Genomic DNA, 25,975 nt, shown 5'->3' with positions numbered 1-25,975 from the left:
CACGCGCGCCCGGTTGCTCCGACTAGGCGCAGCCCTGTGCGCAGGCGCCGCGCTCCCCTCCTTCGCCCAGCAGCCACCCCGCAGGCCCGCGATGCAGATGACCACCCGCCCCATTCCCTCCACGAAGGAAGCCCTGCCGGTCGTCGGCTGCGGCACCTGGATCGGCTTCGACCGGCGCCCCGGCACCGACGAATACGGGCGCCTGCCCGGCGTGCTCGACGCGCTCTTCGCGGCCGGCGGCACGGTGATCGACAGCTCGCCGATGTACGGCCGCTCCGAGGAAACCACCGGCGAACTGCTGGCCACAGCGAAGCCGGGCGCCAAGCCCTTCCTCGCGACCAAGGTCTGGACCTCGGGCCGCGAAGCCGGCATCGCGCAGATGGAGCAATCGTTCGCGCGGCTGCGCACGAAAGAGATCGACCTGATGCAGGTGCACAACCTCGTCGACTGGCGCACCCACCTCGCCACGCTGCGCGGCTGGAAGGAGAAAGGCCGCGTGCGCTACATCGGCATCACCCACTACACCGCCTCGGCCTACGACGAGGTCGAGGCCGTGCTGCGCGCCGAGCAGCTCGACTTTGTGCAGATCAACTACTCGCTCGATGCGCGCGATGCCGAACAGCGCCTGCTGCCGCTCGCGGCCGAGCGCGGCGTGGCGGTGATCGTCAACATGCCCTTCGGCGGCGGTGGCTTGCTGCGGCGCCTGCGCGACAGGCCGCTGCCCGCCTGGGCCGGCGAGATCGGCTGCACGAGCTGGGCACAGGTGCTGCTGAAGTTCGTGCTGAGCCATCCGGCCGTGACCTGCACGATCCCGGGCACGAGCCGCGCGGAGCACATGACGGACAACGCCGCGGCCGGCGCCGGCACCTTCCCCGATGCCGCCTTCTGGCGCCGCGAGGCCTCTTCTATTCGAACTTGACGTTGTGCTCCCGCACCGTCGCGCCGAAGGCGTCGTACTGCGTGCGGAAGAACTCGGTGAACTTCGCGGGGCTCATGCCGTAGCCCTCGAAGCCCTGCTGCACCAGCTGCGCATGCACGTCGGGCCGTTTGAGCGTGTTCTGCAACTCCAGCGAGAGCCTGTCGGTGATCTCCTTCGGTAGCCCCGGCGGCCCGAAGAACCCGGCCCACGGCGTGATCGTGAGCTTGCCCAGCCCCAGCTCGCCGCCCGTCGGCACATCGGGCAGCAAGCCGCTGCGCTGCGGCAGCAGCGTGACCAGCGCGCGGATGCGCCCTTCCTTCACGAAGCCCGGCGCCAGCGTGCCGGTGGTGAACATCATGTGGATCTGCCCGCCCAGCAGGTCGGTCATGGCCTGCATGTCGCCCTTGTAGCGCGCGTTGACCACCTTGCGCTCGCCCAGCAGTTGCAGCATCGCGAGCTCCGAGGCGCTGTTGCTCGAGGCCGAGTTGAGCGCGCCGGGCTTCGACGCCACGAGCGCCAGCAGCTCGTTCACGCTCTTGACCGGCAGGCTCGAAGGCACCACGAGGAACATCGAGAACTGCCCCGCCGAGCTGATCGGGGTGAAGGCCTTGAACGGGTCGTAGGGCGAGGTCGGCCGCAGCGTGGGCGCGGCGACCATCGCGGTGTTGGTGCCCATCAGCAGCGTGTAGCCGTCGGGCTTGGCCGACGAGGTGGCCTGCGCCGCGAGCACGCCGTCGGCGCCGGGTCGGTTCTCCACGATCACCTGCTGGCCGAGCTGCTTCGACAGCCCCTCCGCAATGATCCGCGTGAGCGAATCGGCACCGCCGCCCGCGGCGAAGCCGACGATCAGCTTCATCGGCTTGTTCGGGTACGCGTCGGCGCTCCAAGCCGCCGCGCCGGGCAGTGCCGTGGCGGCGAGGGCCGCGAGAGTCAAGGTTCTGCGTCGCATGAAAGCCTCCTTGTTCAGAAGAGGTGCCGCACACCGAACTCCCAGCCCGACGAGCGCATCCCGCCCGCCGGCGCGCTGCCGCCGCTCACCACGTAGCGCGCCTGCCCGCTGTTCATCAGCCGCGCGTAGGTGCCGTACAGCGCGGTGCGCCGGGAGAGGTTGTGCACGTAGCCGATGCCGAACTGGCGCGCGTCGTCGCGGTTGCGCGGCATGCCGTTGACATTGCGCAGGCTCTCGTCGCTGCGGTCGTCCAGGTAGGCGTAGCTCACGCGGATGCGCCCGACCTCGAAGGCCGGGATGTGCGCGCCGATCTCGACCGTGTTCTTGCGCACCGTGCCGGCCGCGAGCTTCACCGTCACCTTGTTGTAGAGCGCGAAGAACTTCGCGAAGCCCGCGTCCCACGAGCCGCCGATGTTGGCGTGCGTGTAGTTGCCGATGGTGGAGGTGGCGTTGAAGTGCGAGCGCGTCACGGCCGCCGCGATGTCGAACGCGCCCGAGGCGAAACCGAAGCGTGCGCCGCCGAAGTTGCCGTCGTCGCGGTTCGGCGCCGTGGAGTTGTTCTCGCCCGTGCCGACCATCGCCATGCCGTAGAAGCCGCCCAGCTTGGCCGGCAGCCAGTAGCTCACCGTGTTGCTGCCGGTGATGGCCGTGGGCAGCGGCCCGGTGCCCGCGCCCGCGAAGGTGAGGTTGCCCGCGCGCGCCACGCCGTTGGCGTTGAAGGGGTCGAAGTAGATGCTGTTGTAGTGCGTGGGAATGAAGTCGTGGCCCAGCCGCACTTCGCCCAGCGAATCGTGCGAGAGGCTCACGAAGGACATGCGGTCGAAGGTGATCGGTCCCGCCGGGCCCGCGCCGCTCGTCTGGTTGTTGGTGTTGCTCGGCCGACCGGTGCCCAGGTCGGGGTTCAGGCTGCCTTCGAGCCAGAAGCCCGCGCGCAGGCCACCGCCCAGGTCTTCGGTGCCGCGAAAGCCGATGCGGCTGGTCGAGAGACCGCCGTTCGACAGCGCCTTGATCGAGCCGCCGCCCTCGCCTTTCGTGTACTGGACGCCGAGGTCCATCACGCCGAACACGGTGACGCTGGATTGCGCGTGCGCCGCGCCGCTGCTGGCGAGGCCGATGGCCGACCACATCAAAAGTCTCTTCATGGTTTCTTGTCTCCTGCTCTTTTCTTGGTTGAAAACTCTGGAATCACTCGGAAATGGCGCAGGGCTGCGCCACCGGGTGCGCACGGGGGTGCGCACCGGTTGGCGAAGGCCGGGATGAAAAAGGTCTAGCTGGCGGGCTGCGGCCGCTCCGTGCGCACGAGCACGGCGCCCTTGGACAGCGGGCTCACGTTGCGCCGGTACTGCTGCAGCCAGCCGGTGTCGAAGGCCGGCGGCGGCGCCTGCCAGTCGGCGCGGCGCGCGGCAAGTTCGGCGTCGGTCAAGGCGATGTCGAGGCGGCGCGCGTCCAGGTCGATGGTGATCACGTCGCCATCGCGCACCAGCCCGAGCGGACCGCCCAGTGCCGCTTCGGGCGACACCTCGGCCACCACGAGCCCCTTGCAGACCAGGCCCGAGAGATGCCCGTCGGTCAGCAGCGCGACCTGGTCGCCGAGCCCCGCGCCATCGACCGCGAAGACCACGCGCGATGCGCCACCGCCCATGGCCGGTCCGCCGCACGCGCCGGCACCGCGCATCACGACCACCTGGCCGGGGACGATCTCGTTGTTCTTGATTGCAGCGATGGCGGCGTCCGAAGTCCAGAAGCACACGGCCGGTCCGGTGAAGCGCCGCACCTTGCGCTCGGCGATGCCGGTCTTGATGAGGCCCGACTCGGGCGCAAGGTTGCCGCGCAGGAGCACGATGGCCGGCAGCGGCGCGACCGGGCGGTCGATGGGGCGGATCACCTCGGCGTCCCTCACTTCGGCGCGGCGAAGGTTGTAGTCGACGGTGCCGCCGGTCACCGTGAGCGCGCCCGTGTCGAGCAAGGGTGCGAGCTGCTTCATCAGCGCGCGGCAACCGCCCGCCGCCTCGAAGGCCTCGATCGAATGCGCGCCGATGGGCCGCACGCCGGCCAGCACCGGTGTCGTCGGGCCGAGGCTTTCGAAGAGGCCGTACACATCGACGCCGCACTCGCCTTCAGTCGATATCGCCTGCAGGTGCTTGGCCGTGTTGAGCGAGCCGCCAACCGACAGCACCGCACGCACCGCGTTGGCAAAGGCGCCGGCCGAGAGGATGTCGCGCGGCTTCAGGTCGTCCAGCACCATCTGCACGATGCGCGTGCCGGCCGCGCGCACGTCGTCCATCATCTTCGGGCTCAGCGCGGCAACCGGCGCGCTGCCGGGCAAGGCCATGCCGAGCGCTTCGCACACGATGTGCATCGAGTTCGCCGTGCCCAGGCCCGAGCACACGCCCGGCCCGCGGATCGCCTCGCGGCTCATGCCCACGAGTTCTTCCACCGGCAGGTGGCCGGTGACCGCGTGCATCGCGCCGATGAACACTTCCTCGATGTCCATGTGCTTGCCGCGGTACTCGCCGCTGGGCTGGTAGCCGCAGGGCACGAGCAAGGTCGGGATGTTGAGTCGCGCGGCCGCCATGAGCTGCCCCGGCACCGTCTTGTCGCACGAGGTGAGGCAGACCATGCCGTCGAGCTGCGCGCCTTCGACTGCGACCTCGATGTCGTTGGTCACGAGGTCGCGCGCGCCGAGCATGTAGGCGCCGCGTGCGCCCGCGCCGGTGATGAAGTCGCTGGGCGCGGCCGTGCGAATCTCGAACGGCACGCCGCCCGCCGCGCGGATCGCCGCCTTGATTTCCGCCGCCACCTTGTCCAGGTGGCTGAAGCACGCGGCCAGTTCCGAGGAGCTGTTGACGATGGCGATCTTGGGCTTCTCGCAATCCTCTTCGGGGATGCCAAGCGCGCGCCAGTGCGCGTTGCGCACCGACCAGAGGTAGGAGCCGCGCGGGAAGTTGCTGCGCAGGGGGCGGGTCATGGGCGGTCTCCGGTCTTGTCGTTGTTCTTCTTGGTGATCTCGATCACGCCGCGATCGGCGTCCACGCGCACCCAGTCGCCGGTCTCGATGCATGCGAGCGGGTCGCGCTCGAAGTCGGTCATCGAGGGCGAGTGCGTCACCACGGCACCGAGCGCCATCTTGGTCGTCATCTCGTTGAACAGGAACGCCGCGGGCGCGGAGTTCATGAGCCGCGTCATGTGGAACATCGCGGACCAGCCCGACGAGCCCTTGGCGCCCGGAAACACCAGCACCTTGCCCGCGAAGCTCTGTCCGCGCAGTTCGTGCCGCGTCTCGATGACGGTGCCGGTGCGCGGGTCGATGCCGCCCCAGCCTGAGATGCGGTCGCGCGTGACCAGCGCCTCGCCTTCCGCCACGCCGCCGACCACCTTGCGGCCGCGGATCACGATGGTGCTTTCTTCGGTCATGACGGCGGCGTTCATGCGTAGCCTCCGTTCCACCGACCGGTGCAGGCCGCATCGATGCATTCGGCCGTGCTGCCGAACCACGCCTGCACGCCGAGGATGGCGGGCAGGTAGTGCGCCTGCTTGGCGGAATCGAGTGCCACGGTCTTCGTGCCCTTGGGCACGGCGCGGCTCATGGCCGAGCAGCTGTCGCTCATGAGGATGCCGCCCGCGTCCTCGATGATCTTCGTGTAGCCGTTGCGGTCGGCCAGCGACTTGATGGCGCGCGGCGTGAAGATCCACAGCTCGCAATCGGGGTGCACCTTGCGCCCTTCGATGAGCTGCGCGGCCTCCCAGATCTGCTCGATGGTGTAGTGCGGGCAGCCCAGCATCACGTACTGGACTTCGCTGTCCTTGCCGGTGACGTTGATCTTCTCGTAGGTGGCGCGGCGCTCGGCCTCGCCGTAGCGCAGCACCTCGATGGGCGCCTTGCCGCCGAGCGCCTGTTCCAGCGTCAGCGCCTCGGGCGTGACGCCGGCGATGTGGTACATCTCCACGCCGCCCGAGGACGAGGCGGCTGCGCCGAAGTGTTTGAGCCGCGGCAAGTTCGGCACACGGCCGATGCCGCGCCGGCTGTGCACCACCGGCACGCGCTCCTGCACGTGCTCGCCGATGTAGTAGCCGAGCAGGCCCCAGTCCTGCACCGACTCGACCTCGATGTCGAGCTCGATCACGTGCGTGGCGCGGCGGTTCTCCTCGAGGTGGTAGCCCCAGTACGGAATGCGCCCGGTGAGCATCGCCGCGCCCGTGCTCTCGCGGCCCTCGGTGTTGGTGCGCGCGCCGAGCACCGAGTTGCAATACACCACCGCCGACGATTCCATCCACGCGCAGTGCTCGCCGCGCGTCGGGATGTTGCCCACCTGGTAGGGCGTGCAGGTGTTCATGATCTGCGCGCCGAGGCCGGCCGCATGGCGTTCGCTCTTGTTGTAGAACTGGACGATCTCCTCGCTCACACCCATGCGCTCGGGCTGGCCGGGATCGAAGCCCAGTTGCAGGTGGCTCGTGAAGACCTTGAACTTCGGGATCTCGACCGTCTCCTGGCTGTCGAGGCTGAATTCGGAGAACACTGCGTCCATGCCGCCGCCCTTGGCGAGCGCGAAGTCGCGCTGGAAAGGCGTGGTCGAGGTGATGGTGGCGCAGACGTTGCGCGTCTCGACCAGTCGCTCGGCGCCGAGGGCTTCGCCATAGCGCATCAGCAGGTCCATCGCCTTTTGCACGGCCGGTCCGTCGCGGCCGTCGTACATGGCTTTTTCTTCATCGCTCAGGTGCATGACCTGTGTCTCCGTTCTTTTGTCGTCGTGGGGAAGGGTCCCCTGCCGGGTTGCTAACCCGGCGAGGGTGAAGGCACGTGCCCGCCGATGTCGCGCGCAATGGTGAGCGCGATGTCGTGCAGGCGCGGTGCGAGTTCGTTGCGCAATCTGTCTTCGGTAAACACGAAGGCGGCGCCGCCGCCGTTGAGCGCCATCACCTCGCCGTCGGGGCCGATGAGCGGCACCGACACCGAGTTGATCTCGCGGTGGAATTCGCCGAGCGAGAGGCAGTAGCCCAGCCGCTTGGCTTCGCCGATGGCGCGCGTCATGGGCGCGGCGATGCCGTCCCACTCGGGGCCGCGCAGGAGGCGCATCGAATCGACCAGCTGGTTGCGCTGCGCATCGGGCAGCGCCGAGAGGTACGCGCGGCCGAGCGCCGAGTTCGGCAGCGGCGCGCGCGAGCCCACGTCCAGCCGCGCCGAGAGCATCGACGAGCGCGGGCGGCAGGCTTCGATCAGCACCATCTCCATGCCGTCGCGCACCGCGAGGTAGACGGATGCGCCCACCTCCTCCGCCATCGCCTGCATACTGGGCCGCGCGGCGGCGCGCACGTCGAGGCTGCCGAGGAACACGCGCGAGAGCGACACCACGCCCGGCCCGAGCATGAAGCGGTCGGGCGCCTGCGCGGGCTTGAGCATGCCCAGCGAGAGCAGCGTGGCGACCAGCCGGTTGACCGTGGGGCGCGGAATGCCGGTGATGCGCGCGACGTCGGCGTGGCCGAGCACCGGGCGGTCTTCGCTGAAGCAGCGCAGCACCGAGATGCCGCGCTCCAGCGCGCTCACGGTGTCGGAACGTTCGCCGCGCGAATCGGACGCATCGGCCGCGGAAAGAGAGCTGTCGTTTTTTTCGGTGGACATGGAAGGACCCTTTGAACGCTTTGCAAGACTCTGCAATGTAGAGGCTCGCGAAAGGAGGTCGTCCGGGTTCATGGCAAAAAGGGGGCCGGCTCAGGCGCTGGCTTCGGCCGCGACGGAGGCCACGCCCTGCCCGCCTTCAGCCCCGGCCCGCAGGTACACGCCCTGTGCCAGCAACGCGGACTGCAGTGCGCCGGTGTCGACGAAGCGCGGCGCGATGCCGCCCTGCGACGCCAGCGCCGCCGCCACGCCCGCGGCCTGCCCGGTGATCCAGCACTGCGGAATCTCGCGCATGAAGCCGTGCGAGTTGCGGTCGCACGAGATGTGGCGCCCGCAGGCCACGAGGCCGTCGAGCTGCTGCGGCACCAGCGCGCCATAGGGGATGGAGATGTTCGGAAATTTCGGCGACACCGCGGGCGTCACGCCGATCTCGTCCGCCAGTGCCACGCCGTCGGGCCACTGGCTGCGCAGCACCGCGCCCACGCCGGTGAGGCGCCGCGCGTGGCGCACGCCGATCTGCGGCGCGCTCAGCATCAGGTAGGCGTCCTCGAAGCCGGGCGCGTGCGCCTTGAAGTAATCGAGGTGCGCGGCCATGGCGCGGTGCGAGCGCACTTCGACGGCCGTGAGGTCGTCCACGTCGAGCGCCGAGTAGCCCGACTGGCGCGGCCCCATGAAGAGCGCCACGTCGTTGCGCCACGAGACGAAGGGCCGCTCGAAGAGGCCGAGCTGCTCGCGTCCACGCGCCATGAAGCCGGCGAAGGCCTCGGGCTGGCCGGCCTTGAAGTCGATCCAGCGGTTCATGTCCACGCCGCCGAAGAGCCAGGAGGTGTTCATGCAGTGGTGCACGTCGGCCTCTTCGATGTCGTTCACGTAGGCGGCGCCGGCGCGGGCGAACAGGTCGCCGTCGCCGGTGGCATCGACCACCACGTCGGCCATGATGGCCATGCGGCCTTCCTTGCTCTCGAAGACCACGCCCTTGACGGCGCCGTCCTGCACGATCGGGATGGCGGCCCACGAGTGGTAGATGAGCTTGACCTTGCGCTCCAGCACGATCTCCTGCGAGAGCAGCTTCAGGCGCTCGGGGTCGATGGTGGGCGACCAGGTGACGATGCCGTGGTAGGCGGCCGTGCGCTGCGACCAGTGCGCAGCCTTGGCCACGTCCTGCGAGCCCCAGTCCGCGCGCTGCGGGCCGGCGATGGCGTCGGCGGGCAGGCGGTCGAACAGCTCTTCGGCGAAGCCGCGGATCACCAGCTTGCCTTCCCAGTCGGTCATGCGGTCGATCCAGATCACGAGGCCGCCGGTCGACAAGCCGCCCAGGTGGTTGTAGCGCTCGAGCAGCGCCACGTCGGCGCCGGCGCGGGCCGCGGCAGCGGCTGCGGCGGTGCCCGACGGGCCGCCGCCGACCACCAGCACGCCGCAGCGGTGATAGACCGGAATGTTCTTGCCGGGCTCGGCCCAGCTGCCGTGGTCAGGGCGCTTGACGCGGCTTTCGCGGTCGAAGATGTCGGAGGACAGGATGCGCTCGTCGGTGCGGACGACAGTTTTCATGGGATGGATGTCTTTGATGGGCTGTTTCGTCGTATTTTGATTTCAATGTTCATTTTGTCAAATACAAAAGCCAAGAAAAGGCCATTGTTCGGGGTATTCCCTAGTCAATATGGATTTTTATGATTTTCCAAATCAATATCAGGAGAACATTCCAACGGAGACATCGATGAAGAAACTCAACGGCACCCGCCGTGCATTCGGCTCGGCGCTCGGCGCCGCGGCCTTGCTGGGCCTGGCGCCGCACGCGTTCGCGCAGGACTTTCCGGCGCGCAACAAACCGATCCGCATCGTCGTGGGCTTCACCGCCGGCGGCGGCACCGATGCGCAGGCGCGCATCGTGGCGCAGAAGCTCGGCGAGGTGCTGGGCACCAGCGTGATCGTCGACAACAAGCCCGGCGCGAGCACGATGCTCGCGGCCAACGAGGTGTCGCGCGCGCTGCCCGACGGCTACACGCTGCTGTACGCGCCCTCGTCCACGATGGCGCAGAACCCGCACACCTTCGCGCAGGTGCCCTACGACCCGTTCAAGGACTTCACCGCCATCTCGATGGGCGGGCGCGGGCCGCTGGTGCTGTCGGTCAGCACCACCGTGCCCGCCAACAGCGTGAAGGATCTCGTGGCCTACGTGAAGGCGAACCCCGGCAAGGTGAGCTACGCCTCGTTCGGCGCGGGCACCTCGTCGCACATCTACGGCGAGGCCTTCGTGAAGAAGACCGGCGTCGACGCGGTGCACATCCCCTACAAGGGCGGCTCGGACGCGGCCAAGGACCTGATCGGCGGGCGCGTGCAGTACATGTTCGACTCGGCCTCGTCGGCCATCATCACCTCGGCCACGGGCAAGGTGAAGGTGCTGGCCATCGCGGCGAACGCACGCATCCCGGCGCTGCCCGACGTGCCCACCTTCGCCGAACAAGGCTACGCCGGGCTGGACCTGCCGAGCTGGCTCGGCTTCTACGGGCCGGCGCGCATGCCGGCGCCGGTGGTGGCCAAGCTCAACGCGGCACTCACGCAGGTGCTGGCGATGCCGCAGGTGCGCGAGTTCTATCGCACGGGCGGCTACGAAGCGGGTGCGACGACGCCGGAAGAATTCGCCGGCATCACGCGCACGACCTACGAGCGCTGGGGCGCGATGGTGCAGCAGGTAGGCTTGGCCAAGCAATGAGCCCTTCTTCCTTCATCACCCGACGCGGCGCGGCCGCATGGCTCGCGCTGGGCGCGATCGCCCTGCCGCTGTCGTCATTCGCAGCCTCACCCGCGGACTTTCCGGTCAAGGGCCGCACCATCCGCATCGTGCTCGGCCTGGCGGCGGGCGGCGCGTCCGACGCGCAGGCGCGCTTCGTCGCCAACAAGCTCGGCGAGGTGCTGCAGACGCCGGTGATCGTGGAGAACCGCCCGGGCGCGAGCTTCATCCTCGCGACCGAGGAAGTGATCCGCGCGGCGCCCGACGGCTACACCTTCATGTACGCGCCCTCTTCCGTGGTCGCGCAGAACCCGCAGACGCTGGCACAGGTGCGCTACGACCCGTTCAAGGACTTGACGCCGATCTCGCTCGGCGCGCGCGGCCCGCTGGTGCTGACGGTGCACACCAGCGTGCCGGCGCGCAACGTGCAGGAGCTGGTGGCGTACATCAAGGCCAACCCGGGGAAGATGAGCTACGCCTCGTTCGGCACCGGCACCTCGTCGCACATCTACGGCGAGGCCTTCGCGCGGCAGGCCGGGCTCGACGTGGTGCACGTGCCCTACAAGGGCGGCGCCGATGCGGCGAAGGACTTCCTCGCGGGCCGCGTGCAGTACTACTTCGACGCGGCGCCCAACGCCATCCAGAACACGGCCACCGGCAAGGTGCGCATGCTCGCGGTGGCAGCCCCCAAACGCAGCGCGATGCTGCCCGACGTGCCCACGATGAGCGAGCAAGGCGTGAGCGGCGTCGACATGGCGAGCTGGCTCGGCTTCTACGGCCCGGCGCGCATGCCGGCCCCGGTGGTCGCCAAGCTCAACGCCGCGCTGGCGCAGGTGCTGGCCATGCCGGCCACGCGCGACTTCTTCCGCCAGGGGGCGTACGAGGCTGAATCGTCGACCCCGCAGCAGCTGGCCGACCTCACGCGCACGACCTACGACCAGTGGGCCGAGACCATCCGCAAGCTCGGCCTCACGAAGCAGTAACGGGTCGCGACGGCGAAGTTCAGCCGAAGAACTTCAGCAGCCGCGCATTGGTCTCGTCGGCGCGCTCGTACTGCACCCAGTGCCCCGCGCCGTCGATCACCACGCCTTCGCGGCCGGGGCCTTCGCTGGCCAGTTGCGCCACCAGCGGACGCGAATCGGCGGAGACGTCGAACTCGCCCCACAGCAGCAGCGTCGGCACGCCCAGCGTGTCGATCGCGGCCTGCAGACCGCCCGAGAGCGACACCTCCTTGCTGCGAAAGCGCGTGCCGTGGCACGAGAGGTCGTGGATCTCGAAGGCCAGCGGATCGATGGCGGCCGGCGCGTGCAGCATCAGCGCGCCCAGGTTGTGCATGAGCGCGGCGCGCTCGGTCTCGCGGTCGGGGGCGGCGCGCCAGTTGATCATCTCGACCGTCATGCGACGCAAGGTGCCGTGGCCGCCGCTGCCCATCAGCGCCAGCCGGCGGATCGCGCCGCGCCGCACCGCGAAGCGCGCGGCGGTGAGCCCGCCGAACGAGAAGCCGCCCAGGTCGATGGGCGTGCCGGCGCCGATGAGCGCATCGAGCGTGCCGCCGAGCGCGGCCAGGAGCGGCACCAGCGCGTCCTCGCCGGGCGCCACGCGCGGCAGCGCGTCGGAATCATGAAAGCCGGGCATGTCGGGCAGGAGCAGCGTGCGCTGCGCCGACAGCGCCTCGGCATTGCGCAGCCAGTGCATCCAGCTGCCATGGCCGCCGTGCAGCAGCACGATGGGCGGCTTCGTCGTGTCGGTGCCGAAGCGGCGCCAGCGCACGCGAATGCCGTCGTGCACGGGGTCGTGCGAGGTGGACAGGGCTTCGATGCGGGCGATCTGGCGCCGGGCTTCGGCGGATTCGTCGGGGGTGGGAAGAGCGGGCGTGGGCATGACTTCATTCTGCCGCGCGGCCCGCGTGCCTTCAGGCGGCGCCGAAGCGGTAGCTCGACACCACGAGCCCGCCCATGAAGGCGTCCTCGTGGTAGACGCGCTCGCCGACATCGCCCTCGGCCGCGCCCACCGCGACCATCAGCGGAATCAGGTGCTCCTCGCGCGGGTGCGCCACACGCGCCGACGGGGCCGTGGCCCAGTCCTGCAGGCGTTGCACGCGTGCCTGCGGCGTGGCCTGCACAGCGGTCTCGTCGAGCCAGTCGCCGAAGGCCTTGGACACGCCGTGCGCCTGGGGGCCGAAGTTGCGCAGGTTGTGATAGCTCAGGCCGCTGCCGACGATGAGCACGTTCTCGTCGCGCAGCGGCGCGATGGCGCGGCCCAGCGCCAGGTGCTCGGCCGGGTCGAGCCCGCGCCGCAGCGACAGCTGCACCACCGGCACGTCGGCGTTCGGGTACATCGCGGCCATCGGCGAGAACATGCCGTGGTCGTAGCCGCGCTCGGGGTCGATCTGCGCCGGCAGGCCGGCGGCGGCGATCAGCGACTGCACGCGCTGCGCGAGCTCGGGCGAGCCGGGCGAGGCGTAGCGCACCTCGTAGGTGTGGGCCGGAAAGCCGCCGTAGTCGTAAATCATCGGCGGCTTGGGGTTGCCCTGCACCGTGAACACGGGCGACTCCCAGTGCGCCGAGACCATGAGGATGGCGGCCGGCGTGCGGCCAATCTGGCGCGGCATGTCGGCCAGCGAGGCGGCGAGCTGGTCGTAGGTGGCGCCCATCTCCTTCTTCATCCAGGGCCAGGGGCCGCCGCCGTGCGAGATGAAGTACGTGGGCAGGCGGGAAAGCGTGGTGTCGTGGGTCAAGTCGATGCTCCTTGAAGGCGTTGGATCGACTGTAGACATTTCCTTTCAGGAAATCGACAGGCTACGATGCATCAAATCCTTTCTTCACAGGAAATCATCGATGGACCGCATGACCAGCCTGCGCGTGTTCCGCGAGGTCGTCGAGGCCGGCAGTTTCGTGGCGGCGGCCGAGCGCCTGGGCCTGTCGGCACCGATGGCCAGCAAGCACGTGGCGCAGCTCGAGAAATCGCTGGGCGCGCGGCTGCTGCACCGCTCGAGCCGCCACCTGAGCCTGACCGAGGCCGGCACCGCCTGGTACGAACAGAGCCGCCGCGCGCTCGACCTGCTCGACGCGGCCGAGGCCGCCATCGGCCAGACGAGCGACGCGCCGCGCGGCCAGCTCAAGGTGAGCGCGCCCGTGTGGTGCGCCACGCCGCGCTTTGCGCGCGTGCTGGCCGACTACCGCGCGGCGTACCCCGAGGTGCTGGTCGACATGCACCTGGAGAACCGCAAGGTCGATCTCGCGGCCGACGGCTACGACCTGGCCTTGCGCGCCACGCAGGAGCCCTCGCCCGCGCTCATCGCGCGGCCGCTGTGCCGCGTGCCCTTTCATCTTGCGGGCACGCCGGCCTACCTGAAGCGCCACGGCGCCCTGCCCGCGGTGCCGGCCGACCTCGCGAAGCTGGGCGCGATCGTGCCCAGCTACGTGAACCTGGACAACCTCGCGCTCAAGGGACCGGGCGGGCGCATGTTCCCGCTGCGGCTCACGCCCGCGATGCGCTCGGACGACACCACGCTCACGCTGCACGCGGTGCGCGCCGACATGGGCATCGCCTACCTGCCCGTGTGGCTCATCGACGACGACCTGGCGCAGGGTCGGCTGGTGCGGCTGCTGCCCACGTTCGAGGCCACGCCGGTCACGCTGTTCGCCGTGTACACGAGCCGGCAGTACATGTCGCCCAAGCTGCGAACTTTCATCGACTTCCTGAGCGAGCGGCTGGGAGGCATGGAAACAAAGGCAGCACGGGCCGACGACACCAAGACACGACGCAGCTGAAGGCTTGCTGAAGGCACCGGCCGCGAACGCACCTTTTCGGGGCAAGGTCATGCATGCAGGGCTACAGTCGAAGGCTCTCCTGGAGACCGATTCCTTGTTCCGCTTTTTCGAAAAACTCCTTACCCCTTATCCCGCCGCCGAACCCGCGCTGCCGCCCCAAGGCTTCTTCGCCTTCTTGTGGGCCTGCACGCACGGCGTGCGCGGCAAGATCGCCGCGATGGCGGTGCTCACGGCGGTGATGTCGACCTTCGAGGCCGCGCTGTTCGCGATCCTCGGACGCATCGTCGACTGGCTAGGCGGCCAGGTACCCTCGCGGCTGTGGGCCGAGCGCGGCGACACGCTGCTGTGGCTGGCCGCGTTCCTGGTGATCAGCATCGGCGTGGTGGCACTGCAGACCATCGTGAAGCACCAGACGCTGGCGGTGAACCTGCCGATGCGCCTGCGCTGGAACTTCCACCGCCTGATGCTGGGCCAGAGCATGGCCTTCTACCAGGACGAGTTCGCGGGCCGCATCACGGCCAAGGTGATGCAGACCGCGCTGGCCGTGCGCGAGACCGTGTTCGTGCTGGCCGACGTGCTCGTGGCCATGGGCGTGTACGTGGCCACCATGATCATCCTGGTGGGCGTGCTCGACGCGCAACTGGTGTGGCCCTTCGTCATCTGGCTGGCGCTGTACATCGCCTCGCTGGTGTACTTCGTGCCGCGCCTGGGCAAGGTCGGCAAGGCGCAGGCCGACGCGCGCGCGCTCATGACCGGGCGCGTGACCGACGCCTACACCAACATCGCGACCGTCAAGCTGTTCTCGCACACGCAGCGCGAGGCCGGCTTTGCGCGCGACGCGATGCGCGAGTTCATGAAGACCGGCTACGGCCAGATGCGGCTGGTGAGCGCCTTCGAGATCGTCAACCACACGCTGAGCATGGGCCTCACCGCCGGCATGGCGGGCATGGCGCTGTGGCTGTGGTCGCACGGCACGGTGGGCGTGGGCGCGGTGGCCGCCGCCACGGCGATGGCACTGCGGCTGCAGGGCATGTCGCACTGGATCATGTGGGAGATGACCAGCCTGTTCGAGAACATCGGCACGGTGCAGGACGGCATGAAGACGCTGTCGCGCCCGCGCACGGTGCTCGACGCGCCCCATGCCACGGTGCTCGACGTGCCGCACGGCGAGGTGCGCTTCGAGCAGGCGAGCTTCCGCTACGGCGACGCGGGCCGCCGCGTGATCGACGACCTGAACCTCGTGGTCAGGCCCGGCGAGAAGATCGGTCTGGTCGGCCGTTCGGGCGCCGGCAAGTCGACGCTGGTGAACCTGCTGCTGCGCTTCCATGACCTGGAAAGCGGCCGCATCCTCATCGACGGGCAGGACATCTCGAAGGTCACGCAGGATTCGCTGCGCATGCACATCGGCATGGTCACGCAGGACACCTCGCTGATGCACCGCTCGGTGGCCGACAACATCGCCTACGGCCGGCCCGACGCCACGCTGGCGCAGATCGAAGCGGCCGCCAGGCGTGCCGAGGCGCACGACTTCATCCAGACGCTGGGCGACGCGGGCGGACGGCGCGGCTACGAGGCGCATGTGGGCGAGCGCGGCGTGAAGCTCTCGGGCGGCCAGCGCCAGCGCGTGGCCATCGCGCGCGTGATGCTGAAGGACGCGCCGATCCTGCTGCTCGACGAAGCCACGAGCGCGCTCGACTCCGAGGTCGAGGCCGCGATCCAGCAGAGCCTGTACACGCTGATGGAAGGCAAGACCGTGATCGCCATCGCGCACCGGCTCTCGACCATCGCCGCGATGGACCGGCTCATCGTGCTCGACGAAGGCCGCGTCGTCGAAGAAGGCGACCACCGCACGCTGATGGCCCAAGGCGGCCTGTATGCGCGGCTGTGGGCGCACCAGAGCGGCGGCTTCCTGGGCGACGGGCTCGAAGAAGACGAAGCCCTGCGCGCCTGAGCGATCGTCAGGTCGGTGACGTACCGGCCTCGTACAGCGCGACGTACTCACCCGACGGCGGGATCGGCTTGATGATGTCGATCAGCACGCCGTTCGGGTCGCGCGTGATGAAGTGGCGCTGGCCGAAAGCCTCGTCGCGCAGCGACAGCAGGATCGGCAGGCCGGCCGCCTTCAGGCGCTCGTGCACCGCGTCGGGGTCTTCCACCTCGAAGTTCAACAGCAGCCCGCCCGCCACCTGCCCGCGCGCTTCGGCGGGAATGGTCGCGTGGCTGCCGTCGAGCACGGCGAGGTTCACCGAGGCATCGTCCGCCAGCTGCAGGTGCACGTACCAGTCGGTCGTGAACAGCGACACGAACCCGAAATGCGCCTGGTAGAAGGCCGCGGTGCCGGCCACGTCGCTCGTCATGATCACCGGGTAATAGCTCGTCACTTTCATGGGGTGGCTCCTTCGTGGATTAAACATACAAACTGCATGTAAGTTAAATATTAATCCACAAACAGACTGCATGTAAATTAGGGTCATGGCCAAAACCCCGGCACGCACCAACCGCGAACGCACCGAAACCACCCGCCTCGCGCTGACCGAGGCGGCCCGCACGCTCTTCGTCAGCAAGGGCTACGGCGACACCTCCACGCCCGAGATCGCCATGGCCGCCGGCATCACGCGCGGCGCGCTGTACCACCACTTCAACGACAAGCGCGACCTGTTCCGCCAGGTGTTGCTGCTCGAGGCGCAGGCGGTCGCGGCCGACATCGATGCCGCCACGCCCGACGAGCTCGGCCCGCGCGACGCCCTGCTCGTGGGCAGCGAGGCCTACCTGAAGGCGATGACGGTGCCGGGTCGCACCCGGCTGCTGCTGATCGACGGGCCGGCCGTCCTGGGCCTGGCGGAAATGATGTCGATGGACGACGCCACCTCGGCGAACTCGCTGCGCCAGGGGCTGGCGCGCGCCGGCATGGGCCGCGGCGAGGTGTCGCTCGACGCCCTCGCCCGCCTGCTGTCGGCCGCCTTCGACCGCGCGGCGCTGGAGATCGATGCGGGCGCCGATGCCGCCAAGGTGCGGGCGGCCATGCTGTGGCTGCTGGAGCAGGCGCTCCCGCCCAAGAGGAACTAGACCGCGCCTCGCCCGCCCATGCGCACGGGCCACTTGGCGACGGTGCCGCGCTGCATCGATTCGAGCGTGGTCTGCGTGAACACGTTGATGCTCACGTGCCGCGCGAGGTAGTGCTCCAGCACCAGCCCCAGCAGGTACGGGCTCGTGCCCGAGAAGCCTTCTTCGTCGACGCTCAGCGTGCACTGCACGCCGCGCCCGTAGATCAACGGCCCCGCGCCCGGCAGGCGCCGCGTCACGGGCTCGATGCGCGAGCCGACGAGGCAGTCGATCTGCCGGCGCAGCACGTCGTTGTCGGCGGTGACGAACAGCCGCAGCATGTCGCGCAGCGCCTGCGCGCCCTCGCGGTGCGGCATGTCGGCCAGCGGCAGGTGGTTGAAACCCAGCTGGCGAATCAGCCGCCACGCGATCTCACGCTGCGCGAACGGCGACTTCGGCGTGCTCGGTGCACGGATGAGGCCCACGGCCGACACCGGAATCGAATCGGCCACCGCGAGGTCGGCCTGCCCGTTGCGCGGCACGAGGCACGGCAGGTCGCGGTTGGTGAGCATCGCCTTCACCGACAGGTAGCGCAGGCTCTCGGGGTACGGCGCCTCCTGCTGGTCGACCAGCGACAGGAACACCTCGGTGCCGATGTAGGGCGTGCGCGTGCCGTACTTGCGCGCCGTTTCGGAGACCAGCCGCGGCTCGCGCCGCACCGAGAAGTAGCGGCCGTGGTTGCCTTCGTCTTCGTTGAGCGTCTGGTAGAGCGGGCGGAAGTCGATCTCGGCCGTGGTGCGCGCCTGCTGGCCGGCGATGCGCTGCACCGAATACACCTCGAAGTCCATTGGCCGCGAGCGGTCGGGCACGAGGTGGAACTCGGTCTGCGCGCTGTCGAGCTCGATGCGGTCGGTGCGCCGCTCGAACAGGTTGACCACCGGCGTGCTGAACAGCGCGAACTGCGCCGCATCGACCAGCGCCCCCAGCGCGCCGGGCGGCTTGCTCAGCAGCACGACGATCTCGACCTCCTTGCCGGGAATGCGCGCCAGCCCCGGCGCGAGCTGCGTGAGCATGAAGAAGTAGAAGCGCTCGGGGCACGCGAAGTACTCGTGCAGCAGGTTGTGGCCGTGGAAGGTGTTCCATGCCAGCGGCAGCAGGCCTTCGCCCGGCCCCAGCCCTTCATGCACCAGTGCGCCTTCGGTCACGACGTGCGGCCGGTCCATCAGCTGGCCGGGCTCGCCGACGAAGGTGGCGACCGCCGAGGTGTGCAGCAGCTCGAACAGGTGCGACGCCACCTGCTCGTTGCCGCGCAGGTAGATCGGCAACCGGTCGAGCCCCGACAGTGCCGAGAAGCCCATCTCGCCCACGATGCGCAGCCGCAGGCGCAGTGCGCCCGTCACCTGCACGTGCGGCGGCACGTAGCGCTCCAGCGCCGGGATGTCGGGCGGTGCGCCGGTGAGCCGCGCCTCGGCGATCTCGAAGGGCCACAGCGTCACGTCCTGGCTGGAGCGGAACTCGCACGGCGTCTGCTCGCCCGCCGGCACGCGCGCATGGAAGGCCGTGCCGCGCGGCACCACGAAGCCGCGCGTGAAGTCGCCCTCCTTCACGCTGGGATGCAGTTGCGCCACGGCCATCGACGGCGTGGGGCTCAGGTAGTTGGGGTACAGCACCTCGAGCAGGCGCTGCGTGAAGCGCGGAAATTCGGCGTCGAGCTTGATCTGCATGCGCGCCGACATGAAGCTGAACGACTCGATGAGCCGCTCCACGTACGGGTCGGCCACCTCGATGCCGTGCATGCCCAGGCGGCGGGCGATCTTGGGGTGCGAAGCGGCAAACTCGCTCGCCGCCTCGCGCATGTAGACGAGTTCCCGGTTGTAGTACTCGAGGAGTTGCGGGTCCATGACGGTAAGCCTTCCCTGGCGTGGTTGAAGTAAGGAGAAATGAAAAAGAGACAGACAGGCTTCAGTCCGCCGCGCCGACGATGCGCATGCGGTTGGTCTCGAGGTCGACCGCGCTTTGCACCCTGAAGGCCAGCGGGTATGGCTTCAGGTGGATGAGCGCGCGGATCTCGAACAGCAGCACGTTGTAGGCCTCGGCCGCGCCGTCTTCCTTCATGAGCGGCACGACCTGCACGCTGTCGGGAATGAGGCGCGGCTCGTAGTCGCGAATGGCGCGGCGGATGATGCGTTCGATGTCGGCCCACTTGCGCTCCGACAGGTAGCTGCCGGCCAGCGGCGGCACGCCGTAGTTGACGGTGGAAGACGCCGCGTCGGCATGACGCGTGCGATCGATCAGGTCTTCGGCGTTGGTGGTGTTGAACAGCAGGGCCAGGTCGCGCTGGATGATCTCGCGCATCCGGGCCGGCGTGGCCGTGTACTCGGACGGCAGCTCGGTCGTGCGGCCGGGCGCCTCGTCGCGCAGGCGGTCGAACAGCGTGGGCAGCAGCTGCGCGTTGACGCGCGGCGCGGCGGGTGCATCGGGCCCGCGGGGCGCGCGGGCGCCGGGGTGCGCGGGGTGGGAACCTGTGAACGGGGATTGCTCGGTGAGCCGCATGACCTGGCCTTTTCTGGAAGGGGCAGAGTCTTGCGTGGATGCCCGCCGCTCATTGCAAACAATGGTCACACAGCGGGCCGGGCGTGCACGCCCGCGCCCACGTCCACGCCGATCTCGGGCATTTGTCGCCGTGTGCGCGCTTCGCGAGTCCTACAGCACGCGCCGTCCCTCGCCGACACCCGTGCGCCGATTGGCGCCCGATGCTGGGTCATCGCCAACCACAAGGAGCCTTCGCGTGAATTCCATCATCTACATCGTCGGCCTGGTCGTGGTCGTCGTCGCCGTGCTGTCGTTCTTCGGCCTGCGCTGAAACCGCAAGCGCAGCGCCACGGGGCCGTTCGCGGCCCCGTTTCTCTTGGGCAGGCCTTCTGCATGCGCCGGGCATAATTTGCGCGCCCCGCCACCGCTTTGCTGCGCCGGGGCGTCATTGGCGAAGAAGAAGGGACCCTGTTGATCACCACCACCGCGCTGCGCGCACCTGCTTTTCCGGATGCGGTGATCACCGAGGCGGTCCGATGGACCGAACAGAACGGCCCGCTCGACGACGCGTCGGCCCTTCGCACCGCGGCCTCGCGCGCAGCCGACGGCCCCACCCGCATCGTTGAACGCGCCCGCCAGCTCGGCGAGCGCATGGGCCTGCAGGCCGAACTCGCACGCGGCCGGCAATGGGCGCCGTGGGTGCTGCTGGCGCTGGTGGCGCTGGTCGTGATCGCAGGCCTGGGCCTCGCGGGCCAGGTGGTCGGGGGCAACGACCGCCACATCAACGTGATCGTCGCGCTCGTCAGCTTGCTTGGCTTACATGCGCTCACGCTGGCGCTGTGGCTGGCCGGCCTGTGGCTGCCGTCGGGCACCTTCGGCACGGCCTCGCTGGGCTGGCTGTGGTTGTCGCTCACGGCGCGCGTGGCGGGCGGCCAGCGCGGTCAGGCGCCGCAGCTGGTGCGCGCGGCCACCGGGCTGCTCACGCGTGCGCGCCTGCTGCCCTGGGCCTTCGGGCTCGTGAGCCACGGCATCTGGGCGCTGTCGTTCGCCGTGGTGCTGGCCGCGATGCTGTTCGCCCTCGCCTTTCGCAGCTACACGCTGAGCTGGGAAACCACTATCCTCGAGCCCGCCTTCTTCGTGCGCGTGGTGCAGGCGCTGGGCTGGCTGCCGGCGCAGTTCGGCTTTCCCGTGCCCGATGCGGCCACCGTGCAATCGGCGGCGCCGGTCGCTGCGGCCCAGCGCACCTGGGCGCTGTGGCTCACCGGCTGCATCGCGGTGTACGGCCTGCTGCCGCGCCTGGCGCTGGTGCTGCTGAGCGCCGCCGTCTGCCGCCACCGCCGCCCCGCGCTGCAGCCCGACTGGCAGGCGCCCTACTACCGCAAGCTGCTGGCCCGCTTCGCCGCGCTGGCGCCACCCGCCATCGTCGATGCCGACCCCGGCCGCGCGCACCCCGCCGCGCCCGCGGGCCTGCCGGCCTCCGAGCAGCACGATGGCCTGTTCGTCGTCGGCTTCGAACTGCCGCCCGACCTGGCCTGGCCACCCGCCGGATTGCCAGCATCGGCGGTCCGCATCGACGGCAGCGCCCCGGCGCGCCGCGCGCTGCTCGACCAGCTCGCGCAAATCCACCCGCGCACCGTGCTGCTGGTCTGCCATGCGGCCTCGAGCCCCGACCGTGGCACCGAGCGCTTCCTGCGCGAGGTGCTGGCGCATTGCGGCGAATGCCGGCTCTGGCTGGCCGACGCGCCCAACGCCGCCGCCACGCAGCGCTGGCGCGACTGGTTGCGCGACGCCGGGCTGGCCCACGTGGTCGCGAGCGACCGGCTCGATGCCGTCTTCACGGAAGGCACCGCCACCGCATGACCTCCCCGACTCCGATCCGCATTGCCGTCGTCGGCCACACCAACGCGGGCAAGACCTCGCTGCTGCGTACGCTCACGCGGCGCGTGAACTTCGGCGAGGTGTCGCAGCGCCCGGGCACCACGCGCCATGTCGAGTCGGTCGATCTCGAGGTGAACGGCCAGCCGGCCGTGCGCTTCCTCGACACGCCGGGCCTGGAAGACGCGGTCGCGCTGCGCGAGCACCTGGCCGGCCTCGACGCCGCGCAGCAGGCCACGCCGCCCGAGCGCATCCGCCGCTTTCTGCAGGGCCCCGAGGCGCACGGCGTGTTCGAGCAGGAGGCCAAGGTGCTGCGCGCCATGCTCGACATCGACGCCGCCTTTCTCGTGATCGACGTGCGCGAGCCGGTGCTGCCCAAGTTCCGCGACGAGATCGAGCTCCTGAACTCCTGCGCGCGCCCGGTGCTGCCGGTGCTCAACTTCGTGCGCGATGCCGCCAGCCGCGAGCCGGCCTGGAAAGAACTGCTCTCGGCCTACGGCCTGCACGTGCAGGTGCGCTTCGATGCGGCGGCGCCGTTCGTGGGTGCCGAGCACGACCTCTACAACGACCTCGCCACGCTGCTGCGCGACCGCCGCGACGTGCTGCGCGGCGTGGTCGACGCGCTCGACGCCGAGGCCGACGCGCGCCGCCAGTCGGCCTGCACGCGCATCGCGGACCTGCTGGTCGATGCCGCGGCCATCCGCCGCACCGTGCCAGCCGCCGAGTTCGCCGACGCCACGCGCCGCCAGGCGCTGGTCGCCGGCGTGCAGAAGGACGTGTTCGACAAGGCCCAGCGCTGCACCGACGACCTGCTCGCGCTCTACGGCTTTCGCCAGGGCGACGCCGACGAAGCGCCGCTGCCGATCATCGAAGGCCGCTGGACGCTCGACTTCTTCAACCCCGAGGCGATGAAGGACGCGGGCCTGCGCCTGGGCAAGGGCGCGGTCATCGGCGCGGCCGTGGGCGTGGTGGCCGACCTCGCGGTGGCGGGCCTGTCGCTGGGCGCGGGCGCGGCGCTGGGCGGCGCCATCGGCGGCGCGGTGTCGCAGGGCTGGGGCCCGCTCGGGCGCAAGCTGGCCAACAAGCTGCGCGACATGCACGAGCTCACGGTGGAAGACAGCGTGCTGTTCACGCTCGCGGCGTGGCAGCTGCAGCTTTCGCAGGCGCTGGAGCGGCGCGGCCATGCGGCCGTCGAGCGCATCCGGGCCGAGGCCCCGTCGGCGGACGAGGACGACACGCTGATGCGTGCAGCCGCCGGTGCCGTGCGTGCCGTGCAGCCCGCGCGCAGCCATCCCGAGTGGGAATCGACCGGCGCCCTCACGCGCAGCTTCTGGCGCCCTGCGCCGCAGCGCGAGGCGCTGGCCGGCACGCTGTCGAGCGAACTGCGGCGCGCCTTCGACGCCTGAAGCCGGGCTTCAACCCGCCACTTGCTCGGGCGTGACCTTGGCCAGCGACTTGTCGACAAACGCCCCTAGCCGCGTCTGCACTTCCCCGCCGGTCTGCACCACCGCCGCCATCAGCGACTCGGCGAACATGCCGTCGGTGGCCGACATGTCGGCGATGCGGCTGATCGACGTCACCATCGCGTAGTTCGACAGCGCCGCGTTCTTCGCCACGCGCTTGGCCAGCACCATCGCGGCGCGCAGGCTCTCGCCAGGCGCGGCGATCTCGTGCGCCAGGCCCAGCGTCTTGCCGGCGCGGGCGTCGAGCACGCGGCCGGTGAGCATCATCTCGACCATGCGGCCCGGCGTGATGATGCGCGCCACGCGCACCGTCGCGCCGCCGCCCGTGAAGATGCCCTTCTGCCCCTCGGGCAGCGCGAAGTAGGTCGACGGGTCGGCCACGCGCACGTGCGTGGCCGCCGCCAGTTCGAGCCCGCCGCCGACCACCGCGCCATGCAGCGCCGCGACCACCGGGATGCCCCCGTACTGGATCTTGTCGAAGGTGCTGTGCCAGCGCTGGCACACGCGCATGAAGTCGACCGCCGTGCGCTCCTTGTCGTGGTGTTCCTTGAGGTCGAGCCCGGCACAGAAATGCGGCCCCGCGCCGGTCAGCACCACGGCCTTGGCCTCGCGCGGCAGCGCACTGAACACGGCGTCCAGCGCGGCCAGCGTGGCCTCGTCGATGGCGTTGCGCTTGGCGGGACGGTTCAGGGTCACGACGGCGACCTCTTCGTCCATGTGCAGGGTGACGTTCCGTTCGATCACGGCAGGGCTCCTTGGGTTATTGCGGGTTCCGCCACCGGAATGGGGCGCTTCAGGGCTACGATAGCCCTGGGCGCCGCGCCATTGCTTGCAGATCGCGCCCATTCATTTGCAGATTCCGCCAACCGTCTTTTGAACTCGTCATGCCGCCAGAGCGCGCCACCGTCGCCGTCAGCTTCCTGCAGCACCTGCTGAGCGGCGCGCGCCGCCAGCTGAGCCCGCGCGACATCGACATGCTGGCCGCGCAGGCCGGCCTCTCGCCGCAGCTGCTGCGCCAGGACGGCGCGCGCGTCACGCGCGAGCAGTTCGTTCGCATGTACGAGTGCGTGTCGCTCTTCATGGGCGACGAGATGCTGGGCCTGTGGTCGCGCCCGATCCGCGCGGGCGCGCTCAAGTACCTCGGGCTCAGCCTGCTCGACGCGCCCTCGCTCATGGTCGCCATGTACCGCTTCACGCGTTTCTGGAACCTGCTGCTGGACGACCACCGCCTGCGCATGACGCGCGCCCACGGCGTGGCCACGATCGCCATCGCGCCGCACCCGGAAGCCGCCGCGCGGCCCACCACGCCCTTCGGCCATGCGCTGATGGTCAAGCTGATCCACGGCGTGGCCTCGTGGCTCATGGGGCGGCAGCTGCCGGTGCTGGGCGTCGGCTTTGCGTTCCCGCGCCCGGCGCGCTTCGACGAGTACGCCAACCTGTTCCCCGGCCCGCTGCAGTTCGAGCAGGACACGTCTTCGGTGCGCTTTGCCGAACCGGTGCTGCGCCAGACCTTCCAGCGCACGCGCGCCGAGCTGCTCGACTTCGTGCGCCGCGCGCCCGACGACTGGATCTTCGTCACCTTCGACCACGACACCACCAGCGCCACGGTGCGCGAGTTCGTCGCCGCGCACCTCGCGTCGGACGCCACGCTGGGCGCGGCGGCGCGCGCGGTGCACATGTCGGAGCGCGCGCTGTCGCGCCAGCTCGCGGCCGAGGGCACGAGTTTTCGCGCTCTGAAGGAAGAGGTGCGGCGCGACCTCGCGATCCAGCGCCTCGTGAAGACGCGCGAACCCATCGACCGCATCGCCGCCTCGGTCGGCTTCGACAACACGCCGGCCTTCCACCGCGCCTTTCGCACGTGGACCGGCAGCACGCCGCGTGGCTACCGCCAGCGCGCGGGTTAGTTCGCTGCGCCGGCCAGCGCCTGCAGCTTGGCGAAGTCGCCCGGCCGCGCGCCCATCTGCTCGGGCGAGGAACGCTTCGTCACGCGCTCCAGCAGCGGCAGGCGGTTGACCGGCTGCACCGTCATGCCCTTGCTGCGCAGGAACTGCTCGTCTTCGAGCTCGCTGGCGATCACGCCGACGTTGGTCCACTTGGCCGTGTCGGCCAGCGTCTTCTCCACCATCGCCTGCTGCGGCGGCGTGAGGCGGGCCCAGGCGGCCTTGCCGATGACGATGCCCAGCGTGTCGTAGATGTGGCCCGTGAGCTGCACGTATTTCTGCACCTCGTACAGCTGCTTGGCGCGCACCGTGCCCAGCGGATGCTCCTGCGCCTCGACCTCGTTCTTCTTGAGCGCGCCGTACAGGCTGTTGAAGGGCAGCGACACGGGCTTGGCGTCGAGCGCGGTGGCGAAGAGCTGGTAGGCCGCGGCGTCGGGCACGTACAGGCGCAGGTCGCGAAAGTCCTCGGGGCGCTGCAGCGGCTTGCCCGAGGTCACCTGCCGCGCGCCGTAGTAGACCGACGCGACCATGCGGTTGCCACTGCGTTCGTTGTAGCCCTTCATCAGGTCCGCGAGCAGCGGGCTCGCGAGGTACTTGCGCACGTGGTCCAGGTCCTTGAAGGCGAAGGGGTAGCTGCCCAGGCCCAGCGGCGGGTAGCCCTCGGCCAGCGTGGCCTGCCCGACGTAGGCGATCTGCATGGCGTCGTTGGCGAGCATCAGCGCGTAGTCGCGCTCCTGTCCCAGCTTCGAGGCGGGCACCACCTCGATCTTGATCTTGCCCTCGGACTGCTCGGCGATCTTGCGCGCCGCCAGTTCGGCCTGCTGGTGAAAGATGCTCGCGGGCTCGTAGATGTGGCCCCACTTGAACTGCTGCACTTGCGCACAAGCGACAGCGGCGCTCCCCATGGCGACGCACAGGACAGCAGCCCGGCGCCACGACATCAAACGTTTTTTCATCGGCAGTCCCTCACGGTGAGAAGGCCCGCCGGCACTGGTGCGCCAAAGCACGCGGCGGGTGTCGGGAACGCATCCCGGCCGCTGAATGTAAACATTTGCAACCGGAATTCAGACAGGGTTTGCCCGGTCACGGGGCAGTCATGGCCCTTCCCTAGCATCCGCGTGCGCCCGACGCGCCCACTTC

Annotated in this window: 23 protein-coding genes; 9 read left to right on the top strand and 14 right to left on the bottom strand. The window is 69.7% G+C overall.

What is annotated here, in order from left to right; genetic code table 11:
- The first annotated feature begins 91 nt into the window (after positions 1-91).
- Positions 92-919 carry an aldo/keto reductase gene (locus ACAM42_RS14400; RefSeq protein ID WP_369632433.1) on the top strand — a complete coding sequence of 276 codons (828 nt, stop codon included), beginning with the start codon at positions 92-94 and terminating at the stop codon, positions 917-919.
- Here the strand turns inward: ACAM42_RS14400 and ACAM42_RS14395 are convergent.
- The 7 genes from ACAM42_RS14395 to ACAM42_RS14365 all read right to left on the bottom strand — a co-directional run bounded on the left by ACAM42_RS14395 (position 906) and on the right by ACAM42_RS14365 (position 9,030).
- Positions 906-1,868 (bottom strand): Bug family tripartite tricarboxylate transporter substrate binding protein, encoded by a 963-nt coding sequence (locus ACAM42_RS14395; RefSeq protein ID WP_369632432.1) that lies wholly within the window; start codon positions 1,866-1,868, stop codon positions 906-908. The genes ACAM42_RS14400 and ACAM42_RS14395 overlap by 14 nt on opposite strands.
- Positions 1,869-1,882: 14 nt before the next feature.
- A complete protein-coding gene (locus ACAM42_RS14390; RefSeq protein WP_369632431.1) occupies positions 1,883-3,010 on the bottom strand; it encodes a porin in 1,128 nt (375 codons plus the stop codon).
- Positions 3,011-3,135: 125 nt separating this feature from the next.
- The gene (locus ACAM42_RS14385; protein WP_369632430.1) at positions 3,136-4,836 is read right to left on the bottom strand and encodes a dihydroxy-acid dehydratase; all 1,701 of its coding nucleotides are present in this window, start codon (positions 4,834-4,836) and stop codon (positions 3,136-3,138) included.
- Positions 4,833-5,297 (bottom strand): DUF126 domain-containing protein, encoded by a 465-nt coding sequence (locus ACAM42_RS14380; protein ID WP_369632429.1) that lies wholly within the window; start codon positions 5,295-5,297, stop codon positions 4,833-4,835. Before ACAM42_RS14380 ends, ACAM42_RS14385 begins: the two co-directional genes overlap by 4 nt.
- Positions 5,294-6,589 carry an aconitase X gene (locus ACAM42_RS14375; RefSeq protein WP_369632428.1) on the bottom strand — a complete coding sequence of 432 codons (1,296 nt, stop codon included), beginning with the start codon at positions 6,587-6,589 and terminating at the stop codon, positions 5,294-5,296. Before ACAM42_RS14375 ends, ACAM42_RS14380 begins: the two co-directional genes overlap by 4 nt.
- 53 nt (positions 6,590-6,642) lie before the next feature.
- On the bottom strand, positions 6,643-7,485 hold the full coding sequence (locus ACAM42_RS14370) for an IclR family transcriptional regulator (RefSeq protein WP_369632427.1): 843 nt from the start codon (positions 7,483-7,485) through the stop codon (positions 6,643-6,645).
- 90 nt (positions 7,486-7,575) lie between these two features.
- The gene (locus ACAM42_RS14365; protein ID WP_369632426.1) at positions 7,576-9,030 is read right to left on the bottom strand and encodes an FAD-dependent oxidoreductase; all 1,455 of its coding nucleotides are present in this window, start codon (positions 9,028-9,030) and stop codon (positions 7,576-7,578) included.
- A 166-nt stretch (positions 9,031-9,196) separates the two neighbouring features.
- Here ACAM42_RS14365 and ACAM42_RS14360 point away from each other — a divergent pair, with 166 nt between their 5' ends.
- Both ACAM42_RS14360 and ACAM42_RS14355 read left to right on the top strand, forming a co-directional pair.
- Positions 9,197-10,192, top strand: a complete 996-nt coding sequence (locus ACAM42_RS14360) for a Bug family tripartite tricarboxylate transporter substrate binding protein (protein WP_369632425.1) — start codon at positions 9,197-9,199, stop codon at positions 10,190-10,192.
- Positions 10,189-11,193: a Bug family tripartite tricarboxylate transporter substrate binding protein gene (locus tag ACAM42_RS14355; RefSeq protein ID WP_369632424.1), complete on the top strand. Its 1,005-nt coding sequence runs from the start codon at positions 10,189-10,191 to the stop codon at positions 11,191-11,193. The genes ACAM42_RS14360 and ACAM42_RS14355 overlap by 4 nt, the downstream gene beginning before the upstream one ends.
- Before the next feature lie 19 nt (positions 11,194-11,212).
- On the opposite strand, the gene ACAM42_RS14350 is transcribed toward ACAM42_RS14355, so the two are convergent.
- Both ACAM42_RS14350 and ACAM42_RS14345 read right to left on the bottom strand, forming a co-directional pair.
- On the bottom strand, positions 11,213-12,091 hold the full coding sequence (locus tag ACAM42_RS14350; protein ID WP_369632423.1) for an alpha/beta fold hydrolase: 879 nt from the start codon (positions 12,089-12,091) through the stop codon (positions 11,213-11,215).
- A 31-nt stretch (positions 12,092-12,122) separates the two neighbouring features.
- The gene (locus tag ACAM42_RS14345; RefSeq protein WP_369632422.1) at positions 12,123-12,947 is read right to left on the bottom strand and encodes a class III extradiol ring-cleavage dioxygenase; all 825 of its coding nucleotides are present in this window, start codon (positions 12,945-12,947) and stop codon (positions 12,123-12,125) included.
- 100 nt (positions 12,948-13,047) lie between these two features.
- On the opposite strand from ACAM42_RS14345, the gene ACAM42_RS14340 reads away from it, so the two are divergent.
- Both ACAM42_RS14340 and ACAM42_RS14335 read left to right on the top strand, forming a co-directional pair.
- On the top strand, positions 13,048-13,983 hold the full coding sequence (locus ACAM42_RS14340) for a LysR family transcriptional regulator (RefSeq protein ID WP_062475640.1): 936 nt from the start codon (positions 13,048-13,050) through the stop codon (positions 13,981-13,983).
- Between the two features lie 94 nt (positions 13,984-14,077).
- Entirely contained in the window at positions 14,078-15,934 is a 1,857-nt protein-coding gene (locus ACAM42_RS14335; protein WP_174543666.1) for an ABC transporter ATP-binding protein, read from the top strand.
- 7 nt (positions 15,935-15,941) lie between these two features.
- Here the strand turns inward: ACAM42_RS14335 and ACAM42_RS14330 are convergent, their stop codons facing one another.
- Positions 15,942-16,370: a VOC family protein gene (locus ACAM42_RS14330; protein WP_369632421.1), complete on the bottom strand. Its 429-nt coding sequence runs from the start codon at positions 16,368-16,370 to the stop codon at positions 15,942-15,944.
- Positions 16,371-16,455: 85 nt separating this feature from the next.
- Here ACAM42_RS14330 and ACAM42_RS14325 point away from each other — a divergent pair, with 85 nt between their 5' ends.
- Entirely contained in the window at positions 16,456-17,049 is a 594-nt protein-coding gene (locus ACAM42_RS14325) for a TetR/AcrR family transcriptional regulator (RefSeq protein ID WP_369632420.1), read from the top strand.
- On the opposite strand, the gene tssF is transcribed toward ACAM42_RS14325, so the two are convergent.
- Both tssF and tssE read right to left on the bottom strand, forming a co-directional pair.
- Positions 17,046-18,926 carry a type VI secretion system baseplate subunit TssF gene (gene tssF / locus ACAM42_RS14320; RefSeq protein WP_369632419.1) on the bottom strand — a complete coding sequence of 627 codons (1,881 nt, stop codon included), beginning with the start codon at positions 18,924-18,926 and terminating at the stop codon, positions 17,046-17,048. The genes ACAM42_RS14325 and tssF overlap by 4 nt on opposite strands.
- Positions 18,927-18,987: 61 nt before the next feature.
- The gene (gene tssE, locus ACAM42_RS14315; RefSeq protein ID WP_369632418.1) at positions 18,988-19,578 is read right to left on the bottom strand and encodes a type VI secretion system baseplate subunit TssE; all 591 of its coding nucleotides are present in this window, start codon (positions 19,576-19,578) and stop codon (positions 18,988-18,990) included.
- A 450-nt stretch (positions 19,579-20,028) separates the two neighbouring features.
- Here tssE and ACAM42_RS14310 point away from each other — a divergent pair, with 450 nt between their 5' ends.
- A complete protein-coding gene (locus ACAM42_RS14310; protein WP_369632417.1) occupies positions 20,029-21,417 on the top strand; it encodes a DUF2868 domain-containing protein in 1,389 nt (462 codons plus the stop codon).
- Positions 21,414-22,838 carry a GTPase/DUF3482 domain-containing protein gene (locus tag ACAM42_RS14305; RefSeq protein ID WP_369632416.1) on the top strand — a complete coding sequence of 475 codons (1,425 nt, stop codon included), beginning with the start codon at positions 21,414-21,416 and terminating at the stop codon, positions 22,836-22,838. The genes ACAM42_RS14310 and ACAM42_RS14305 overlap by 4 nt, the downstream gene beginning before the upstream one ends.
- A 9-nt stretch (positions 22,839-22,847) precedes the next feature.
- Here the strand turns inward: ACAM42_RS14305 and ACAM42_RS14300 are convergent, their stop codons facing one another.
- On the bottom strand, positions 22,848-23,639 hold the full coding sequence (locus tag ACAM42_RS14300) for a crotonase/enoyl-CoA hydratase family protein (RefSeq protein WP_255221122.1): 792 nt from the start codon (positions 23,637-23,639) through the stop codon (positions 22,848-22,850).
- A gap of 140 nt (positions 23,640-23,779) precedes the next feature.
- Here ACAM42_RS14300 and ACAM42_RS14295 point away from each other — a divergent pair, with 140 nt between their 5' ends.
- Positions 23,780-24,799, top strand: coding sequence for an AraC family transcriptional regulator ligand-binding domain-containing protein (locus ACAM42_RS14295; protein ID WP_369632415.1), 1,020 nt, complete (start codon positions 23,780-23,782; stop codon positions 24,797-24,799).
- Here the strand turns inward: ACAM42_RS14295 and ACAM42_RS14290 are convergent.
- On the bottom strand, positions 24,796-25,791 hold the full coding sequence (locus ACAM42_RS14290) for a sialic acid TRAP transporter substrate-binding protein SiaP (RefSeq protein WP_369632414.1): 996 nt from the start codon (positions 25,789-25,791) through the stop codon (positions 24,796-24,798). The genes ACAM42_RS14295 and ACAM42_RS14290 overlap by 4 nt on opposite strands.
- Between the last annotated feature and the right edge of the window lie 184 nt (positions 25,792-25,975).

This window comes from Variovorax sp. V35 (genome assembly GCF_041154465.1).
Classification (GTDB): Bacteria; Pseudomonadota; Gammaproteobacteria; order Burkholderiales; family Burkholderiaceae_C; genus Variovorax; species Variovorax boronicumulans.
Note: the sequence above shows the minus strand (reverse complement) of the source record. Positions and strands in the feature narration are given on the sequence as shown.

Excerpts from the sequence above, each read along its gene's own strand:
- ACAM42_RS14400 (WP_369632433.1), top strand. The coding sequence starts at position 92 with ATGCAGATGACCACCCGCCCCATTCCCTCCACGAAGGAAGCCCTGCCG.
- ACAM42_RS14395 (WP_369632432.1), bottom strand. The coding sequence starts at position 1,868 with ATGCGACGCAGAACCTTGACTCTCGCGGCCCTCGCCGCCACGGCACTG.
- ACAM42_RS14390 (WP_369632431.1), bottom strand. The coding sequence starts at position 3,010 with ATGAAGAGACTTTTGATGTGGTCGGCCATCGGCCTCGCCAGCAGCGGC.
- ACAM42_RS14385 (WP_369632430.1), bottom strand. The coding sequence starts at position 4,836 with ATGACCCGCCCCCTGCGCAGCAACTTCCCGCGCGGCTCCTACCTCTGG.
- ACAM42_RS14380 (WP_369632429.1), bottom strand. The coding sequence starts at position 5,297 with ATGAACGCCGCCGTCATGACCGAAGAAAGCACCATCGTGATCCGCGGC.
- ACAM42_RS14375 (WP_369632428.1), bottom strand. The coding sequence starts at position 6,589 with ATGCACCTGAGCGATGAAGAAAAAGCCATGTACGACGGCCGCGACGGA.
- ACAM42_RS14370 (WP_369632427.1), bottom strand. The coding sequence starts at position 7,485 with ATGTCCACCGAAAAAAACGACAGCTCTCTTTCCGCGGCCGATGCGTCC.
- ACAM42_RS14365 (WP_369632426.1), bottom strand. The coding sequence starts at position 9,030 with ATGAAAACTGTCGTCCGCACCGACGAGCGCATCCTGTCCTCCGACATC.
- ACAM42_RS14360 (WP_369632425.1), top strand. The coding sequence starts at position 9,197 with ATGAAGAAACTCAACGGCACCCGCCGTGCATTCGGCTCGGCGCTCGGC.
- ACAM42_RS14355 (WP_369632424.1), top strand. The coding sequence starts at position 10,189 with ATGAGCCCTTCTTCCTTCATCACCCGACGCGGCGCGGCCGCATGGCTC.
- ACAM42_RS14350 (WP_369632423.1), bottom strand. The coding sequence starts at position 12,091 with ATGCCCACGCCCGCTCTTCCCACCCCCGACGAATCCGCCGAAGCCCGG.
- ACAM42_RS14340 (WP_062475640.1), top strand. The coding sequence starts at position 13,048 with ATGGACCGCATGACCAGCCTGCGCGTGTTCCGCGAGGTCGTCGAGGCC.
- ACAM42_RS14330 (WP_369632421.1), bottom strand. The coding sequence starts at position 16,370 with ATGAAAGTGACGAGCTATTACCCGGTGATCATGACGAGCGACGTGGCC.
- ACAM42_RS14325 (WP_369632420.1), top strand. The coding sequence starts at position 16,456 with ATGGCCAAAACCCCGGCACGCACCAACCGCGAACGCACCGAAACCACC.
- tssF (WP_369632419.1), bottom strand. The coding sequence starts at position 18,926 with ATGGACCCGCAACTCCTCGAGTACTACAACCGGGAACTCGTCTACATG.
- tssE (WP_369632418.1), bottom strand. The coding sequence starts at position 19,578 with ATGCGGCTCACCGAGCAATCCCCGTTCACAGGTTCCCACCCCGCGCAC.
- ACAM42_RS14305 (WP_369632416.1), top strand. The coding sequence starts at position 21,414 with ATGACCTCCCCGACTCCGATCCGCATTGCCGTCGTCGGCCACACCAAC.
- ACAM42_RS14295 (WP_369632415.1), top strand. The coding sequence starts at position 23,780 with ATGCCGCCAGAGCGCGCCACCGTCGCCGTCAGCTTCCTGCAGCACCTG.
- ACAM42_RS14290 (WP_369632414.1), bottom strand. The coding sequence starts at position 25,791 with ATGAAAAAACGTTTGATGTCGTGGCGCCGGGCTGCTGTCCTGTGCGTC.